At 49.9% G+C, this 18004-nt stretch carries 13 protein-coding genes; 11 read left to right on the plus strand and 2 right to left on the minus strand.

The features are described 5' to 3' along the window. Window positions 1-53: 53 nt before the first annotated feature. Window positions 54-1409, plus strand: coding sequence for an IS1182 family transposase (locus AAV35_RS02150; RefSeq protein ID WP_065757338.1), 1356 nt, complete (start codon window positions 54-56; stop codon window positions 1407-1409). A gap of 228 nt (window positions 1410-1637) precedes the next feature. On the opposite strand, the gene cls is transcribed toward AAV35_RS02150, so the two are convergent. After that, complete coding sequence (cls, locus tag AAV35_RS02155) at window positions 1638-2813, minus strand: cardiolipin synthase (protein ID WP_008590516.1); 1176 nt, start codon at window positions 2811-2813, stop codon at window positions 1638-1640. Between the two features lie 189 nt (window positions 2814-3002). Here cls and AAV35_RS02160 point away from each other — a divergent pair, with 189 nt between their 5' ends. The 8 genes from AAV35_RS02160 to icmF all read left to right on the plus strand — a co-directional run bounded on the left by AAV35_RS02160 (window position 3003) and on the right by icmF (window position 14668). Continuing rightward, window positions 3003-5126: a (Fe-S)-binding protein gene (locus tag AAV35_RS02160; RefSeq protein ID WP_008590514.1), complete on the plus strand. Its 2124-nt coding sequence runs from the start codon at window positions 3003-3005 to the stop codon at window positions 5124-5126. Between the two features lie 286 nt (window positions 5127-5412). Further along, complete coding sequence (locus AAV35_RS02165) at window positions 5413-6600, plus strand: acetyl-CoA C-acetyltransferase (RefSeq protein WP_008590513.1); 1188 nt, start codon at window positions 5413-5415, stop codon at window positions 6598-6600. Window positions 6601-6602: 2 nt separating this feature from the next. Further along, on the plus strand, window positions 6603-7448 hold the full coding sequence (locus AAV35_RS02170) for a 3-hydroxybutyryl-CoA dehydrogenase (RefSeq protein WP_008590512.1): 846 nt from the start codon (window positions 6603-6605) through the stop codon (window positions 7446-7448). 11 nt (window positions 7449-7459) lie between these two features. Further along, window positions 7460-8596 carry an acyl-CoA dehydrogenase gene (locus AAV35_RS02175; protein WP_008590511.1) on the plus strand — a complete coding sequence of 379 codons (1137 nt, stop codon included), beginning with the start codon at window positions 7460-7462 and terminating at the stop codon, window positions 8594-8596. 32 nt (window positions 8597-8628) lie between these two features. Then, on the plus strand, window positions 8629-9768 hold the full coding sequence (locus AAV35_RS02180; protein WP_008590510.1) for an acyl-CoA dehydrogenase: 1140 nt from the start codon (window positions 8629-8631) through the stop codon (window positions 9766-9768). Window positions 9769-9889: 121 nt separating this feature from the next. Beyond that, entirely contained in the window at window positions 9890-10840 is a 951-nt protein-coding gene (meaB, locus tag AAV35_RS02185) for a methylmalonyl Co-A mutase-associated GTPase MeaB (protein WP_008590509.1), read from the plus strand. Continuing rightward, a complete protein-coding gene (locus AAV35_RS02190) occupies window positions 10827-11444 on the plus strand; it encodes a TetR/AcrR family transcriptional regulator (protein ID WP_008590508.1) in 618 nt (205 codons plus the stop codon). The genes meaB and AAV35_RS02190 overlap by 14 nt, the downstream gene beginning before the upstream one ends. A 20-nt stretch (window positions 11445-11464) precedes the next feature. After that, window positions 11465-14668, plus strand: a complete 3204-nt coding sequence (icmF, locus tag AAV35_RS02195) for a fused isobutyryl-CoA mutase/GTPase IcmF (protein ID WP_008590505.1) — start codon at window positions 11465-11467, stop codon at window positions 14666-14668. A gap of 116 nt (window positions 14669-14784) precedes the next feature. Here the strand turns inward: icmF and AAV35_RS02200 are convergent, their stop codons facing one another. Next, on the minus strand, window positions 14785-15111 hold the full coding sequence (locus tag AAV35_RS02200) for a hypothetical protein (RefSeq protein ID WP_008590503.1): 327 nt from the start codon (window positions 15109-15111) through the stop codon (window positions 14785-14787). 221 nt (window positions 15112-15332) lie between these two features. On the opposite strand from AAV35_RS02200, the gene rpoE reads away from it, so the two are divergent. Both rpoE and AAV35_RS02210 read left to right on the plus strand, forming a co-directional pair. Continuing rightward, the gene (rpoE, locus tag AAV35_RS02205; RefSeq protein WP_425319132.1) at window positions 15333-15893 is read left to right on the plus strand and encodes a DNA-directed RNA polymerase subunit delta; all 561 of its coding nucleotides are present in this window, start codon (window positions 15333-15335) and stop codon (window positions 15891-15893) included. Window positions 15894-16157: 264 nt separating this feature from the next. Continuing rightward, window positions 16158-17753 (plus strand): CTP synthase, encoded by a 1596-nt coding sequence (locus AAV35_RS02210; RefSeq protein WP_008590500.1) that lies wholly within the window; start codon window positions 16158-16160, stop codon window positions 17751-17753. Window positions 17754-18004: the final 251 nt, after the last annotated feature.

Below are 18004 nucleotides of genomic sequence, written 5' to 3' on the forward strand. Positions count from 1 at the left end.
TCACCGCGTTAATTTGTTATAATAGCTGTAACTTATCAACGAAAGGTGATTGGATGTTTCAATCTAAAACTGAACGACAAAATGAAATCGAAATGGTTACCATTGAAGAGCTTGTCCCTGAAGATCATCTCCTACGCAAAATTGACCAATACATAGATTTTTCTTTCATTCCTGAAAAAGTCCGTCCTTACTATTCAGAAGATAATGGCCGTCCCTCTTTGGATCCTCTTGTTTTATTCAAAATGATGTTCATTGGTTATATTTATGGCGTTCGTTCCGAACGCGAATTGGAGCGACAAATTCAAACGAATGTTGCTTATCGTTGGTTCTTAGGGTTGAATCTTACAGACAAAGTCCCCCATCATTCCACTATTAGTTGGAACCGCCGCACTCGTTTCAAAGACACGGATATCTTTCAAGAAGTTTTTGATGAAATCGTGCTCCAAGCGATGAACCACCGTATGGTCTCCGGCCGTGTATTATTCACAGATTCCACGCACTTGAAAGCCAACGCTAATAAGAAGAAATTCTCAAAACAAGAAGTTGAAGTAGAAACGGTAGACTACCTCGAAGATTTGGAAGAAGCCGTAAGAAAAGATCGTGAAGATCATGAAAAAAAGCCTCTGAAGGAAAAGGAGGGGGTAAAAAAGACAAAGGAAATTAAGGTTAGCGACACGGATAGCGAGAGTGGTTATCTTTACCGGGAGAATAAGCCGGAAGGCTTCTTTTATCTTGATCACCGTACCACAGATTTAAAACATAACATCATTACTGATGTTCATGTAACGCCAGGAAATATTCATGATTCCAGACCTTACTTACAACGTTTGGATCGCCAAATCGAACGATTTGGCTTTGAGGTGGAAGCTGTAGGTCTAGATGCCGGCTATCTGACGAACCCTATATGTCATGGGCTTATAATGGAAAGAGGAATATTTGGAGTTATTGCTCATCGAAGGTACCAGTCAAAGAAAGGGCTTCTTCCGAAATGGAAATATGCATATGATGAAGAGCGGGATGAATATGTGTGCCCCCAGGGTGAAGTTTTAAGCTATTCGACCACCGATCGTGAGGGGTATCGGCATTACAAATCAAACCCTGAAAATTGTGCAGATTGCCCTCTTCTAGCGAAGTGTACCCAAAATAAGAAGTATCAAAAAACGATCACTCGCCATGTATGGGAAAGCTCGAAGGAGAAGGTTCGGTTGAACCGGCTTTCTAATGAAGGCAAGTGGATCTATCGCATGAGAAAAGAGAAAGTTGAACGTAGCTTCGCAGATTCAAAAGAACTGCACGGGCTGCGTTATTGTCGCTTGCGCGGAAAAGAGAATGTACGCGAACAAGCGTTACTGACGGCGGCCTGCCAAAACATGAAAAAGATTGCCCTCCACCTATCCAGGGTGAGATAGGTGAACGAGAGTCTTTTTCGGTGAGGGGAAGGCGAATACCAGGAGACTCCTGCGGAAAAACGGGCGATCCGAGACCCCGCAGTGTGGGTTTTCACGAGGGAGGCTCGGGCGTTCGTCCGCGGAAAGCGAGTGGTATTCGCCCGCACGAACTGCACAAAAAAAGCTTGCAGAAAAACACGGGGTTTCTCTACAAGCTGATCACTCTTTTTGTTTTTTACAGAAAGAAGGTCAAAGCATCCAGCGAAACGGTTTGACGAGCTGCGTTTTCACTTTTGTGGCTACAGAAGGGTTAGCAGCCTGTTCCTTACCGTATACGAGAGAGTTTTCTGTATCTTTGAAGTACTCGGAACGCAGATGCCGGACGAAACTTTCTTCGAAAATGGAGATAGTCACTTCCTTATTCAGAAACATACTCCGCTTATCGAAATTCGCCGTACCGATATCGGCGGCTTCTTCGTCAACAAGAACGAGCTTCGCATGATAGAAGCCTGCGTTGTAGTGGTAGACGTTGGCTCCGCTAAGGACAAGTTTCTGAAGAGACGGGAAACCGGCCTCTTTTACGAAAGCGTGATCGCGTTTCAGCGGAAGCAGAATATGGACGTCCACCCCGCGCTCCAGCGCCTTGAGCAGTTCCCGGTGAATCCTTTTGGTCGGGATGAAGTAGGGGCTGCCGATGAGAATTTCCCTCCGGGCCCGCCTGATCATCGTAAGGAAAGTATTTTCTACTCCTATTCCGTCGAACGCTACAAGCTGGAAGGGGTGTTTTCCTCCTTCCCGGTAAGCGACGGAAGGAAGAGCCCCCCCGGTATTGTACGTCCAGTCACTCGCGATGATCCGGTGCAGATCGCGGACAATCGAACCTGTCAGCCGCAAATGATAGTCGCGCCAGTCGATGAACTGGGAACTTTTTCCGATATACTCCCGGCCGACGTTGAAACCGCCCACGTAGCCGATCACTCCGTCGATGACCACCATTTTCCGGTGGTTCCGCCGGTTGAATGTATAGAAGAAAAAAGGGAACTTCGGCGTCTCAGCGAAGGCTACGTCCACGCCCGCTTTCTTCAAAGATCGGTATTCCCGGCGAAGCGGCGCGCTTACGAGCCGGTCAACGAGAAGGTTGACCCTTACACCTTCCTCCGCTTTCATTTTGAGGAGTGTCATAAACTTGCGGCTGATGATATCCCGGCGTACGAGATAGTAGTATACGTCAATCTGTTCCTGGGCCTGGGAAATCTCTTCGAACAGATCCTCAAAAAGCGGAGTACCGTTTTTGTAGAAGCGGTAGTTCCCTCTCGTCTGTTCGAACGCAAGCGTACGGTTATGTTTGCGCTGACTTCTCCTGCCGAGGATCAGATCGAGCACGATCCATAGTAAAAGTGAAATGATAATTTTAATAGTGCGCAACTCTCCACCTCCAAAAATCCATACCTTGATTGTAACTGAAATTATAGAGATATACACGTATCTCCATTCACAAATACAGGAAGAAAAAAAGCGAAACATGTTGACTGAATGCTCATTCAGTTTTATAGTAGAGTTAACTGGAACATGAAAGGGGTTTCAATACAGAAAATAGGAAAGAGGGGGAAAAGGATGGATCCTTTACTGTTGGTGAACTGGTTGTTTTTTCTCGGAATAACGATTTATGCGCTTTATCTGTTCGCGCGTATCGTTCAGACGAGAATTGCTTATATCCGTATGGGGAAGAAGTTTGAATTCGACGGAAAGATCAAACGTCGTCTTCAAAAGATAGGTATTTACGTTTTCGGTCAGAAAAAATTGCTCAAAGATAAGAAATCCGGAGCAATTCACGTCATGATGTTTTATGGATTTATACTTGTACAGTTCGGAGCGATCGATTTTATTTGGAAGGGGCTGGCGCCTGATTCATACTTGCCGCTGGGTCCGTTGTATCCTGCCTTTACGTTTTTCCAGGAACTCGTAACACTCACTATCATCGTTGCCGTCGTCTGGGCTTTCTACCGTCGTTACATAGAGAAGCTCGTCCGCCTGAAGCGCGGCTGGAAAGCCGGTCTTGTACTTATTTTCATCGGAACACTGATGGTGACGGTACTGGCCGGAAACGGTATGAACATTATCTGGCATGGCCATGAAGCAAGCGTCTGGGAACCGGTGGCCAGTGCTATCGCACTCGGATTCGGATGGCTCCCGGAAACAGCGGCAGCCGCAGTATTTTTCGTTATGTGGTGGATTCACCTGATTACGCTACTCAGCTTTCTTGTATATGTACCTCAGTCGAAACACGCTCACCTTATTGCAGCTCCGGTCAACGTATTCCTCAGTCGTGAGGATGCACCTGGGAAGCTGAAGCCGATCAATTTCGACATTGATGATGAAACGGACGAGGAAGATGTGTCCTTCGGTGTCGGAAAAGTGGAAGAATTCAACCAGCTTCAGATGATCGATCTGTATGCGTGTGTGGAATGCGGGCGCTGTACGAACGTCTGTCCCGCTTCCGTATCCGGGAAGATGCTGTCTCCGATGGACCTTCTCGTTAAGATCCGTGACCACCTGACCGAAAAAGGGGCAGCGGTCACAGGGCGCGAAGCGTGGGTGCCATCCTACGCATTCTCCGGAACCGAAGGTAATATGCTCGCGTCGATGGCCCGCAATGAACAGAACGATGCTGTCGACCGCGTGAACGAAACGAACCTGATCGGGGACGTCATCACCGAAGAAGAACTTTGGGCATGTACGACGTGCCGGAACTGTGAAGACGCCTGTCCGGTCATGAACGAACACGTCGATAAAATCATCGACCTGCGCCGCTATCTCGTAATGACCGAAGGGAAAATGGATCAGGATGGTCAGCGTGCTCTTATGAATATCGAGCGTCAGGGGAACCCGTGGGGACTTTCCAAGAAAGAACGCGAAAACTGGCGTGACCTTGATGAAGAAGCATACATTCCGACGGTGAAGGAATTGAAGAAAGAAGGCGAAGAATTCGAGTATCTGTTCTGGGTAAGCTCTATGGGATCATATGATAACCGCAGTCAGAAAATAGCGATGGACTTCGCTAAACTTATGAACAAAGCGGGCATCAAATTCGCTATTCTCGGAAACAAGGAACAGAACTCCGGAGATACGGCCCGCCGCATGGGGAACGAATTCCTGTTCCAGGAACTTGCGGAGAAGAACATCAAAGAATTCGAAAAGAACGACGTGAAGAAGATCGTCACGATCGATCCTCACGCCTACAACATTTTCAAAAACGAGTACCCGGACTTCGGTTTCGAAGCGGAAGTGTATCACCACACGGAACTGCTTGCAGAGTGGCTTCAAGAAGGCCGTCTGAAACCGGAAGCACCGGTCAATGAAAGAATTACGTATCACGACAGCTGTTACCTCGGTCGCTACAACGAGGTGTATGAACCGCCTCGTGAAGTACTTGAAATGATTCCGGGTGTAGAAGTTGTGGAAATGCAGCGTAATCGTTCCAACGGCATGTGCTGTGGAGCGGGTGGCGGAATGATGTGGATGGAAGAGAAGACCGGAAACCGCGTCAACGAAGCCCGTACCGAACAGGCACTTGAAGTGGAACCGACTATGATCTCCAGTGGCTGTCCGTTCTGCCTGACTATGCTCTCCGATGGTACGAAAGCGAAGGAAGTCGAAGAAACAGTCAGCACGATGGACATCGCGGAAATACTTGCAAAATCCATCTTTGAAAAAGATAAAGCGGGGGCTTCCGCTTAGAAACACCGGAATAAGCAGGCCGGCCATCCGGAAGAGGTTTTCCTTCCGGTGGTCCGGAGGGCTTATAACGTGAGTTTCTGGAAGCCCGTGAGCTGGCATGAAAAAGATAAAGCGGGGGCTTCCGCTTAGAAACACTAAAGCGAAAAATGCCCGATCTGTAAAATAAAATTCAAAAAATTGTGGAAAGTGTACAGAAAGTTTTGTACACTTTCCTTATGAGAGGAAATTGAGCGAGCGTTCAATAGGATTATTTGAAAGCGTTACCACTACAGAGGAGGAATTATTAATGGTAAAAACAGTGATTGTTGATGGAGCACGTACCGCGTTTGGCAAACTCGGAGGAAGTCTCTCTTCTTTATCTGCTTCGGATCTTGGCGGAAAAGTCATTGCGGAAGCTATGCAGCGTGCCGGCGTAGAAGGTAAGGATATTGGAGAAGTCATTATGGGAAGCGTACTTCAGGGCGGACAGGGACAGCTGCCTTCAAGACAGGCGGCCCGGAATGCGAATATACCGTGGCATGTGAAGACGGAAACCGTCAACAAAGTTTGTGCTTCCGGTATGCGCAGTGTAACGATGGGTGATCAGTTCATCCGTCTCGGAGAAGAGGAGATCATCGTCGCGGGCGGCATGGAAAGTATGAGCAGTGCTCCGTATTTCCTTCCAAAAGCGAGGTTCGGCTATCGTATGGGCGATGGTGCCGTGAAAGATATGATGCTTCACGACGGTCTTACCTGCTCTTTCGAGGGCATCCACATGGGAAGCTACGGCAACCGCACGGCTAATAAGCACGACATTTCCAGAGAAGCCCAGGACGAATGGGCGGCGCGCAGTCATGAACTTGCCGGTAAAGCGATCGAATCCGGCGTGATGAAAGAAGAGATTGTACCGGTTGAAGTACCGCAGCGAAAAGGTGATCCGATCAGTGTCGATACCGATGAAGCACCGAGACTGGATACGACAGCGGAGAAACTTAAGAAGCTGAAACCTGCTTTCGACCCGGATGGCAGTATTACGGCAGGCAACGCACCTGGTGTGAATGACGGAGCCTGCGCAATGGTACTGATGAGTGATGAGAAAGCGAAGCAGCAGAACGTTAAGCCGCTTGCCACAATCATCGCCCACGATGAAATTGCAGTGGAAGCTCAGGATTTTCCTGAAACACCGGGACTCGTCATTAACAAAATTCTTGAAAAAACAGGCAAGAAAATGGAAGATATCGATCTGTTCGAAGTGAACGAAGCTTTTGCGGTCGTGTCACTGGCCGGCGGTAAGATTGCAGGACTTGATACGGATAAAGTGAACGTCAACGGTGGTGCCGTGGCGCTTGGTCACCCGATCGGTGCAAGTGGTGCCAGAATCATTCTTACACTTGCCTACGAACTTCGTCGTCGCGGCGGCGGTACCGGAATCGCTGCTATCTGCTCCGGCGGAGGCCAGGGTGATGCGGTTATGATCGAAGTGGAGGGAGCTTAATCATGAAGAATATTTTTGTTATAGGTGCCGGTCAGATGGGCGCCGGAATTGCACAGGTATTTGCTTCGCACAATTTCTCCGTAAAGTTGTTTGATGTAAACGAAGAAGCGTTGAAAAAAGGGATCGAAGGAATCTATAAGCGTCTTGACCGTGCTGTCGAAAAGGAACGTATGACAAAGGAAGGCGCGGAGCAGGCGAAAGCTCACCTCGAGACCGCTTCCGGTATGGAAGACGCTGCCCATTGTGACTTTGCAATCGAAGCCGTAGTAGAGCGGATGGATGTGAAGGAAAAAGTATTCCGTCAGCTCGATGACATTATGCCGGACCATGCCATTCTTGCGACGAACACCTCGTCTCTTCCGATCACGGACGTGGCGGCGGTAACGAATCGTCCGTCCCAGGTTATAGGTATGCACTTCATGAACCCCGTACCGGTGATGAAACTGGTGGAAATTATCCGTGCGATTCAGACGAGTGATGAGACGTTCGAACGGGTGGAACAGCTGGCGGAACAGCTGGCCAAAACACCGGTGGACGTGAGCGATTACCCGGGATTCGTGGCCAACCGGGTTCTTATGCCGATGATCAACGAAGCGGTTTTCACTATTTACGAAGGTGTGGCTTCAAAAGAAGACGTGGATACCGTTATGAAGCTCGGCATGAACCATCCGATGGGACCGCTCCAGCTGGCGGATTTTATAGGCCTTGATACTTGTCTGTCCATTATGGAAATACTTTACGACGGATTCGGCGATTCGAAATATCGTCCATGTCCGTTACTCAAGAAATATGTAGCAGCCGGCTGGCTCGGGAAGAAATCCGGGCGCGGTTTTTACGTTTATGAATAGGAGAGAACCGAATGTTTTTAACTGATGAACAGCAGATGATGAAGAAAATGGTCCGGGACTTCGCTGAGAACGAAGTCGCCCCGGCCATAGAACGCATGGAAGCGGAAGACCGCTTTCCGATAGAAGTAGTGAAAAAGATGGGAGAACTCGGCCTGATGGGCATACCGATCCCTGAAGAATATGGCGGCTCCGAGATGGATTTCACCTCGTACATTATCGCCATCAATGAACTGTCGAAGGTCAGCGCGACAGTCGGGGTGATTCTGTCCGTTCACACTTCAGTGGGCACGAACCCGATTCTTTACTTCGGAACGGAAGAACAGAAGAAGAAATACATTCCGAAACTGGCAAGGGGGGAGTATCTGGGAGCTTTTGCCCTCACGGAACCAGGCGCAGGGTCAGACGCTGCCAGTCTGAAAACGAAAGCGGTCAGAGACGGGGATTCCTACATCCTGAACGGCTCTAAAGCGTACATCACTAATGCCGAGGCGGCAGATACTTTCATCGTATTCGCCCGTACCAACCCGGAAGAATCGAGGAGCAAAGGCATCAGCGCTTTTATTGTGGAAAAAGACACTCCCGGTTTCACTGTCGGAAAAGTGGAAAGAAAAATGGGGCTGCACGGATCAAGCACGTGTGCCATCAACTTCGAGCAGTGCCGGATACCGAAAGAGAACCTGCTCGGGGAAGAAGGGAAAGGGTTCGACGTTGCGATGGCCAACCTTAATACCGGAAGAATCGGCATCGCGGCTCAGGCACTCGGGATAGCGCAGGCTTCTCTGGAGCATGCGGTAGGTTACGCGAAAGAACGGGAACAGTTCGGCAAACCGATTGCCAAACACCAGGGTCTCTCTTTCAAACTTTCGGATATGGCTACGGATGTCGAAGCCGCCAAATTGCTGGTGTATGAAGCGGCCCGTCTGCAGCAGGCACAGCAGCCATGCGGCAAAGAAGTGTCGATGGCAAAACTTTATGCTTCCCGTGCTGCGGTTAATACTAGTATTGAAGCTGTCCAGGTATACGGCGGCTACGGTTATACGGAAGACTACCCGGTAGAACGGTTTTTCCGTGATGCCAAAGTTTGTGAGATTTATGAAGGTACAAGTGAAATTCAGCGGATGGTCATTGGAACGCACTTGATGAAATAATAAGCAGTCGAACCGAAGAAAGGGGAACAGGTATGAACTTTCAATTGACAGAAGAACAGCAGATGCTCAAAAAAATGGTACGTGACTTCGCGGAGAATGAAGTAGAGCCGACAGCGGCGGAACGGGACGAAGAGGAAAGGTTTGACCGCAATATTTTCGATCAGATGTCCGAGCTCGGTCTTACAGGCATTCCGTGGCCGGAGGAATACGGCGGAATCGGATCCGATTTCGTAAGCTACGCGATTGCGGTGGAAGAACTCTCCCGCGTCTGTGCATCGACCGGTGTGACGCTTTCTGCCCACATCTCCCTTGCCAGCTGGCCGATTTACACGTTCGGAAACAAGGAACAGAAAGAAAACTTCCTGACACGTCTTGCAACAGGGGAAGCTCTTGGAGCCTATGCATTGTCCGAGCCGGGCGCAGGAAGTGACGTCTCCTCCATGCGTACTCAGGCGAAAAAAGACGGAGACGATTATATTCTGAACGGTAACAAAGTGTGGATCACGAACGGCGGCGTGGCGGACATTTACCTCGTTTTCGCCAAAACGGATCAGGATGCCGGCCATAAAGGCATCAGCGCGTTCATCGTGGAGAAAGGGACGGACGGTTTCACGTTCGGTAAGAAAGAGAAGAAACTCGGCATCCGGTCTTCCCCGACGACGGAACTTATTTTCGAAAACTGCCGCATACCGAAAGAGAACCTCCTCGGAGAAGAAGGGGAAGGATTCAAAATCGCTATGCAGACTCTCGATGGAGGACGGAATGGTATCGCTGCCCAGGCTGTAGGAATCGCCCAGGGTGCTCTCGATAAATCCATCGGCTATGCCAAAGAACGGGAACAGTTCGGCAAACCGATCGCCAAACATCAGGGTCTCTCCTTCAAACTGGCGGACATGGCGACAGACGTGGAAGCGGCCCGTCTGCTTACTTACCAGGCAGCTTTTCTCGAGTCGGAAGGAAAGCCGTACGCAAAAGCTTCCGCAATGGCGAAACTGTTCGCCGGTGACGCTGCAATGGAAGTAACGACAGAAGCCGTCCAGGTCTACGGCGGGTACGGGTATACAAAAGACTATCCGGTAGAGCGCTACATGCGTGACGCGAAGATCACTCAGATCTATGAAGGTACCAACGAAATCCAGCGTCTCGTAATCGGACGTATGGTCACCAGCTGATAGCGTAAGTTGTGCGCTCCCGTCTTCGCGGGGGCGACTGCTTTCGTTCAGTAAAAGGTCTTTCGGTACCGTAAACCGATTATAAGAAGTAAAAGTACCGGAATACAGAAAGGACGATTCGATGCATTCGCTGGCTGAAAGAATTCATAACGGAGATCGTCGGGCACTCGCAAGAGCCATTACGCTGGCAGAACGGGAAGACGAAGAAAAACTCACGCTGATGAGTGATATATTCTCCATTAAAAAACAGGCTCACTATATCGGTATTACAGGCTCTCCCGGCGCCGGTAAAAGCACGCTTATCAACGAGCTCCTTCATCTTCTCCGGGAACGGCATCTCAGTGTGGCGGTCATTGCCATCGATCCGACTAGTCCGTTCAGCGGAGGCTCGATTTTAGGGGATCGGACGAGGATGCATCAGCATTTCGTCGACCCCGGCATCTTCATCCGCAGTATGGCCACGAGAGGAAGTCTCGGCGGGCTTGCCAGGGCGACGAAAGACGCGATCCGTATGTGCGATGCTGCCGGTTTTGACATCGTACTTGTGGAAACAGTCGGAGTCGGACAGTCGGAGCTCGACGTGATGAAAGTGGTGGATACGACCGGGCTTGTACTTACGCCGAACAGCGGAGATATTCTTCAGATTTTCAAAGCCGGTATTATGGAAATCGCCGATCTGTTCGTTATCAACAAGGCGGACCTGCCGGACGTCGAGAAACTGAAACTTACACTCGAAGACTACATGATGATTGCCGATCCGAAAGGGTGGCAGCCGCCGATCGTCAAAACGGTATCGACGAAAAAGCAGGGTATTTTGAAAATGTGGGAGAAAATGAAGAAACACCGCATTTACCTCGAAGAAACGGCTTCCGGTCAGGAGAAAAAGCGGATGCAGCGGGAAATGGAAGTGTACGAGCTCATCCGTGAAGAAATATGGCGGGATGTCAGGCGCTGGATTGAATCCGGCGACCGCAGCAGAAATCTCGAGCGTGAGGATTACGATCCTTATGCACTCGCGAAACAGTGGTTCGGTGAATGGAAGCAGGAGGGGAAAGCCGATGGCGGGAAGTAAACAGGTTCCATCTTCCATTAAGAACAGGGCTCTCGTGGAGAAGAGGCGCCAGGAAATGATCCGCGGTGCTGTCTCTCTTTTCCGGGATAAAGGGTTCCACAAAACGACGACGCGTGAAATCGCGAAAGCGAGCGGTTTCAGTATCGGTACGCTTTACGAGTATATAAGGACGAAAGAAGATGTGCTGTTCCTTGTATGTGATTCCATCTACGAACAGGTGAATGAACGGATGAAAGAAGTGGTGGACACCTCCGTGCCGGACGGTGCTCCTCTTGAAGAAGCGGTCCGCTCCTATTTCCGTCTGATGGATGATCTGCAGGAGGAAGTAATCGTTCTTTACCAGGAAGTGAAGGCACTGCCGAAAGAGGCGAAAGATTATATCCTTGAGAAGGAACAGGAAATGGTGGCTATGCTGGAGGAATTACTGGCGTGCAGCCTTCCGGGAGCATCACGCGGTAAAATATCGGTCATTGCCAACAACGTGTTCGTGGAAGGTCAGATGTGGGGGTTCCGCAGATGGATTCTTCAGAGGTCCTTCACACTGGAAGAGTACATCGATCATCAGGTCAGTCTTTTGCTTGAAGGAGTTGCAACTTACAGATAGCCATAAAGGAGGAATTTATTGTGGAAGTATATAAACCGAAACATGCGGTGCGATTTGTAACCGCTTCCAGTCTGTTCGACGGTCACGACGCTTCAATCAACATTATGAGACGTATTCTGCAGGCTACAGGTGCCGAGGTTATTCATCTCGGGCACAACCGCTCTGTGGAAGACGTAGTCAACGCTGCCATACAGGAAGATGCCCAGGGGATTGCCATCTCCTCCTATCAGGGCGGTCATATGGAATACTTCAAATACATGATCGATCTACTGAACGAAAAAGGTGCAGAGCACGTCCAGACGTTCGGAGGAGGCGGGGGAGTCATTCTGCCCCGGGAAATCAAGGAGCTCCATGAATACGGAGTGACACACATCTTCTCTCCGGAGTTCGGACGGGAACACGGCCTGCAGGGTATGATCAACAGCATGGTCGAAAAAGCCGACTTCCTTCCGCCGGTGAAAGATAACATGGATCTGGAATCCGGGGACCCGGTTACGATCGCAAGAATGATCACGCAGGCGGAGAACGCAGATGAGAAAAAACTTAAAAGCTACCGGAAGCAGTGGCAGACGGATAAAGACGTACCCGTACTCGGTATCACCGGTACCGGCGGGGCAGGGAAAAGTTCCCTGACGGACGAACTGATACGCCGCTTCCTGAATGAAGTACCGGATAAAAAAGTGGGGATTCTCTCGGTGGATCCGACGAAGAAGAAAACCGGCGGTGCTCTCCTCGGGGACAGAATCCGTATGAACGCCATCTTCCACCCGAACGTATACATGAGATCTCTTGCGACGAGAGAAGCGCGTACGGAGATATCGACAGCGGTGACGGACGCGGTACAGATTCTGAAAAGAGCAGGCTACGACTTCATCATCATCGAAACGAGCGGAATCGGCCAGGGGGATGCCGAAATTACGGAAATCACCGACCTTTCCATGTACGTCATGACCGCCGAGTTCGGGGCGCCGTCCCAGCTCGAGAAGATCGACATGATCGACTACGCCGACTTCATCACTATCAACAAATTCGAACAGAAAGGTTCGGAGGATGCGCTGAAACAGGTGAGAAAGCAGTATGAACGCAGTCACATGCTGTTCCACGAAGATCATGAATCGTTCCCTGTCTACGGCACCATCGCCAGTCAGTTCAACGATCCGGGGACGAACACCCTTTTCGCTGCCCTTCTTGATGAAATAAATGAGCGGTACGGCTGGGATACGGAAACGTCGCTTGAACGGGTATCCAAAGTCGAAAAGCAGAACGTTATCATTCCGAACGACCGGAAGCAGTACCTCCGGGATATCGCGAAAGAAGTGCGCGGCTATCATGAATTCACGGAAGATCAGGCAGAAAAAGCCCGCCAGTGGTATCAGCTCGAAGGCACGGAGAAAATCGTCGGTGAGAATGAAGCCATCACGGGAGCGAAGAAAAAAGTAGTGAAAGAAATCAACGGCGAAGTGAAAGAAAAGCTGGAACATTGGGATACGCTCCATGAGAACTATTCAGGGGAGACGTTCACATACAAAGTGCGGGACAAGGAATTTACGATGGATCTGACGACAGAAAGCATATCCGGAACGAAAATCCCGAAAGTGGCCCTTCCGAAGTATGCGGACTGGGGCGACCGTCTCGAATGGCTTCGTAAAGAGAACGTACCGGGAGCCTTCCCGTTCACGGCCGGTGTATTTCCTTTCAAACGGAAAGGAGAAGACCCGACGAGACAGTTCGCCGGGGAAGGGACGCCGGAGAAAACAAACCGCCGGTTCCACTACCTCTCCGAAAACGAAGAAGCGAAAAGACTCAGTACCGCTTTCGACTCCGTAACCCTTTACGGGGAAGACCCGGGCGAGCGTCCGGACATCTACGGAAAAGTCGGGGAGAGCGGTGTGAACATCAGTACGCTCGAAGACATGAAGAAACTGTATGAAGGATTCGATCTCGTCGACCCGAAAACTTCCGTTTCCATGACGATCAACGGACCGGCTCCGATCATCCTTGCCATGTATTTCAACACGGCTATCGATAAGGAACTTCAGAAATTTGAAGAGAAAGAGGGCAGGAAGCCGTCTGCCGAGGAAGCGAAGCAGATCCGTGAAGACACGATCCACGTAGTGCGCGGAACGGTCCAGGCTGACATCCTGAAAGAGGATCAGGGACAGAACACATGTATCTTCTCGACAGAGTTCGCCCTCCGTATGATGGGAGATATCCAGCAGTACTTCATCGACCACGACGTGCGCAACTACTACTCCGTGTCGATTTCCGGGTATCACATCGCGGAAGCGGGAGCGAACCCGATTACGCAGCTCGCTTTCACGCTTGCAAACGGGTTCACCTACGTGGAGTACTATTTGAGCCGCGGTATGGACGTCGACAAGTTCGCACCGAACCTGTCTTTCTTCTTCTCGAACGGTCTGGATCCCGAATACAGCGTACTCGGGCGCGTCGCACGCCGCATCTGGGCAATCGTGATGAAGAATAAGTACGGAGCGAACGAGCGCAGTCAGAAGCTGAAGTATCACGTTCAGACATCCGGCCGTTCCCTGCACGCTCAGGAAATCCAGTTCAACGATATCCGTACGACGCTGCAGGCTCTGCTGGCTATCCAGGACAACTGTAACTCGCTTCATACAAACTCCTACGACGAGGCGATTACGACGCCGACGCAGGAATCCGTACGCCGGGCTATGGCGATCCAGATGATCATCAACAAGGAATACGGTCTTACGAAGAACGAAAACTCCCTGCAGGGGTCTTTCGTAATCAGAGAACTCACCGATCTCGTCGAAGAAGCGGTCATGCAGGAGTTCGAAAATATGAACGACCGCGGCGGAGTACTCGGGGCTATGGAGCGCCAGTATCAGCGTGGTAAGATTCAGGAAGAGTCCCTGTATTATGAAAGTAAGAAACATTCCGGTGAAATGCCGATCATCGGGGTGAATACGTATCTTAACCCTAATCCGCAGTCGGAAGAGGATATTGATTCGATGGAACTTGCCCGTGCCTCCACAGAAGAAAAAGAACACCAGATCAAAGAGCTTCGTAACTTCCAGAAGTCCAACGAAGATAAGGCGGAGGAAGCACTGAACAGACTGAAAGAAACGGCCAGTTCAGGCGGAAACGTGTTTGCCGAACTGATGGAAACCGTCCGCGTTGCAAGTCTCGGCCAGATTACCCACGCTCTTTACGAAGTGGGCGGTCAGTACCGCAGAAATATGTAAAAAACGGCAGGCGGGGAATGACATAATTTTCATCCCCTATCCTTTTATGACAGCTTAAAAACAGAAATCCGAACATCAATGTTCGGATTTCTGTGTGTATCATGCAGTTTCTGTTGTCAGTGACCGCCGCCGGTGCTGTCATCATCGTGGGCCTGGTTGATGGAGACGACTTCGGGCTCTTTCTGCCCGTACCATTCATACGTGATTTCATATTTCTCCTCAGGTTCGATGAGCATCCACTGGCTGGAATCGGACAATTTGATATCTTTACCGTCCGCGACGATATAATATTCGTCCTTTTCGTGATATTTTTCCGAGACGGTGGCTTCTTTAACATGTTCCTCATGAATGAGCCCGTAATTCATATAAAGCCAGGAAGGCACGAAAATCAGAATCAGGGCGATAATGACCCAGGTCACAGGGTGCAGTTCTTTAAGCTTCATCGGTCTCTCTCCTTCGTTCGATAGCTGTTTATATTGTACGGGAAAACGGGAGGGGATTCCAAAGAAATTCTCTGTTATTGATTTTTTTCTCCGTTCTTTTTATAATAAAGGGTATGGTTACAGTGAGAAACGTGTGTAATTGACGAAAAAAGCGAAAGTCTGTCCGGTCTCCTCCGCTTATGGAAGGGTAGGGACGGTCGGAACAGAATTGAGAAAAAGGAGTGCTGACGTTGAGTTTTGAAGAAATGACCCAACAACAGATAGACGAAACCTCTATGCTTGAAATGGCTTATACCATCCTGGAAGACGAGCATCAGACGTACGATTTCAACGAACTGTTCAAACAGATCGCCGACAGGAAGAATTATACGAAGGCACAGAAAGAAGAGGCCATCGCCCAGTTCTACACCGATATGAATCTCGACGGCCGTTTTACGACGACCGGTACGAACCAATGGGGACTTCGCAAATGGTACCCGATTGAACAGATGGAAGAAGACATCGCCAATCTTCCGAAAGTGCGCAAGAAGAAAAAGAAGAAGAAAAAGAAACCTTCCAAGCTTCTTGAAGATGAACTCGGCGTTTCGGAGTACGATGCCGACGAAGAAGATGAGAATACAGAAGAACTTGACCTGACGGATGAAGAACTCGATCTCGACGATGACGATGACTTCGAAGGTGACTATGAAGAGGATGAACTCGACGACGAAGAGGAAGAGATGGTGGACGAAGACACCAGCTTCATCGGCGACGAGGACGAAGAGGACAAAGAAGAAAGTTAATTTTTTCCTGTTCTTGACTTTACAGGTGAACCTTTTTATAATTCTATGTGGGCTCTTAAAAAAGGACGACCTTAACAGAAGCTCCCCAATTACGATTGGGGAGCTTTTCTTTTTTGCAGGAGATCCGGGGCATACCGGTTCCGGATTCCAGCAGGGAAGTATAACGGATTTTCTTCGGTGACGGGCGGTGCAACAGCCGCCCTTTCTATATTTATTCCGAAACAGAAGAAGTCATTACTAACAAACAAGGAAAGAGGGATGAACGTGACAAAGTACATTTTTGTTACCGGCGGTGTTGTATCTTCATTAGGAAAAGGAATTACGGCGGCATCACTGGGCCGTCTACTGAAAAACCGGGGGCTGAGCGTAACGATCCAGAAGTTCGACCCGTACCTGAACGTGGACCCGGGAACGATGAGTCCTTACCAGCACGGAGAAGTATTCGTAACGGACGACGGGGCGGAGACGGATCTTGACCTTGGTCATTACGAACGTTTCATCGATATCAATCTGAATAAGTTCTCAAACGTAACGACCGGTAAAGTCTACTCGAACGTGATCAAAAAAGAACGTCGCGGCGACTATCTGGGCGGTACGGTCCAGGTGATTCCGCATATTACGAACGAAATCAAGGAAAGGGTATATCGTGCCGGACACGAATCGAACGCAGATGTCGTCATCACGGAAATCGGCGGTACGGTCGGAGACATCGAGTCCCTTCCTTTCCTGGAAGCGATCCGTCAGATCAAAAGTGACATCGGCCGCGATAACGTCATGTATCTTCACTGTACTCTCGTTCCCTACATCCGGGCCGCGGGCGAACTGAAAACGAAGCCTACGCAGCACAGCGTGAAAGAACTGCGCTCCCTCGGCATACAGCCGGATGTGATCGTACTGCGTTCCGAAACGGAAATTTCCGATGATATGAAAGAGAAGATTTCCCTTTTCTGCGACCTGAAAAAAGAGGCCGTCATCGAAATGGTGGACGCGGAAACACTTTATGACGTTCCGCTTACGCTTCAGGAACAGAAGCTCGATCAGCTTACATGCGACCACTTCGGGCTGAACTGTCAGGCGGCTGACATGACGGAGTGGAATGAGCTTGTGGAGCGGGTCAAGCATCTGGAAGAGAAGCGTACGATTGCTCTTGTCGGGAAATACGTAGAGCTTCCGGACGCCTATATTTCCGTAGTGGAAGCACTGAAACACGCAGGCTACCAGCAGAACGCCGATGTGGAAGTGAAGTGGGTGAACGCTGAAGAAGTCACTGAGGACAACATCGGGGAACTCGTGGCGGATACCGACGGCATACTTGTGCCCGGCGGATTCGGACACCGCGGCATCGAAGGGAAAATCGAAGCGATCCGCTACGCACGTGAAAATAAAGTACCATTCCTTGGCATCTGCCTTGGTATGCAGCTGGCAACGGTGGAGTTCGCCCGTAACGTGCTGGGCTATAAGAACGCACACTCGGCGGAAATCGACCCGTCGACGAAAGATCCGATCATCGATCTGCTTCCGGAACAGAAAGATGTGGAAGATCTCGGCGGAACACTGCGCCTCGGTATCTATCCATCCCGTATTAAAGAAGATACGAAAGCGATGGAAGCATACGGGGAGGAAGTGATTTACGAACGTCACCGTCACCGCTTCGAGTTCAATAATCACTACCGTGAGGAGATGGAAGAGAAAGGATTCCTTTTCTCAGGCACCAGCCCGGACGGACGCCTTGTAGAAATCATCGAGGTCAAAGACCATCCGTGGTTCGTAGCCAGTCAGTTCCATCCGGAATTCAAATCCCGTCCGACACGCGCCCAGGAACTGTTCACCGGTTTCATCGGAGCGACATTCAACGGGTAACATATAGTCAGGACACCGTCCCTTACTAAAGGGGCCGGTGTCTTTTTTTATATTCGGAAGCTGTGAGAGAAATGAAAAAATTCTGATATGTAAGCGCTGATATACACACGAGCTGTTGCACCTTTATAAACGTACTGGTATTCTTAGAAGTATCAGTTCAAGCCCTGCCGGGGTGACGGAACGACAGTCTCTCCGCCGGTTTGGCAGGTGGAACAAAAGAGTGTTCCATATTTTGAAAACGCAATCACACT

Origin of the sequence: Salimicrobium jeotgali (assembly GCF_001685435.2) — a bacterium.
In the GTDB taxonomy this organism is placed as follows: Bacteria; Bacillota; Bacilli; order Bacillales; family Halobacillaceae; genus Salimicrobium; species Salimicrobium album.